Annotated in this window: 2 protein-coding genes; one reads left to right on the top strand and one right to left on the bottom strand. The window is 57.1% G+C overall.

All coding sequences use genetic code 11. The features are described from left to right. Positions 1-277, bottom strand: a 277-nt coding sequence (locus KP705_RS15675; protein WP_215764854.1) for a recombinase family protein, incomplete at its 3' end; no start/stop codon positions are given. 156 nt (positions 278-433) lie between these two features. Here KP705_RS15675 and KP705_RS15670 point away from each other — a divergent pair. After that, positions 434-748, top strand: a 315-nt coding sequence (locus KP705_RS15670) for a DUF4158 domain-containing protein (RefSeq protein ID WP_215764852.1), incomplete at its 3' end; no start/stop codon positions are given.

The raw sequence follows: 748 nt of genomic DNA, 5'->3' as shown, positions 1-748 counted from the left end.
GCTTCACGCCACGGGATGCCAGGCTGTCGCCAATAAGCCGTGCATCAGGGACAGAGCGGGCCAGTCGATCAAGCTTTGGTACGACCAAAGTATCGCCACTACGAACAGCCGCCAGTGCCTGGTCAAGGCCGGCCCTTTCCCGGTTCGTGCCGGTGAAGCCCTTGTCGGTGTAAATACGATCGGCAGAAACACCGAGTTTGAGCAGTTCCTGATGCTGGGCCGCGAGATCCTGTTTGTCCGTCGAGCAGCGGGCATAGCCGATCATTATGTGTGTCATACGGGAAAGTGTAACGTATAAGGCCCCATGACTGCAAAACATATGGTACCACCTTTATGAGACACAGCACACGGCTGTATTCCATGACGTGTTGCACTTGTCCGGGACAGTCCGTCCAACGATCCCCTTCCGGACACATGAAGGAGACATCCGATCATGGCGCGGCGCCGTCTTCTGACCCGTGAAGCTCTCGCCCGACATTACGAGCCTTCTGTCGATGATCGCGAGATCACGAGACATTTTACACTCAGCCAGGATGACTTCGATCTGATCGCAACCCGCCGCGGAGAAACCTCCCGATTGGGTTTCACGATTGTCATGCTCTACATGCGCTGGCCGGTACGGGTGCTGGAATCTGGTGAAACACCACCGGCTCCCATTCTGTCATTTGTTGCGCGGCAGCTCGACCTGTCCCCTGGGCTCTGGTCCCATTACGGACGTCGTGACGAAACCCGTCGATCCCATCTGGCC

Source organism: Gluconobacter sp. P1D12_c (assembly GCF_018812105.1).
In the GTDB taxonomy this organism is placed as follows: domain Bacteria; phylum Pseudomonadota; class Alphaproteobacteria; order Acetobacterales; family Acetobacteraceae; genus Gluconobacter; species Gluconobacter oxydans_A.
Note: the sequence above shows the minus strand (reverse complement) of the source record. Positions and strands in the feature narration are given on the sequence as shown.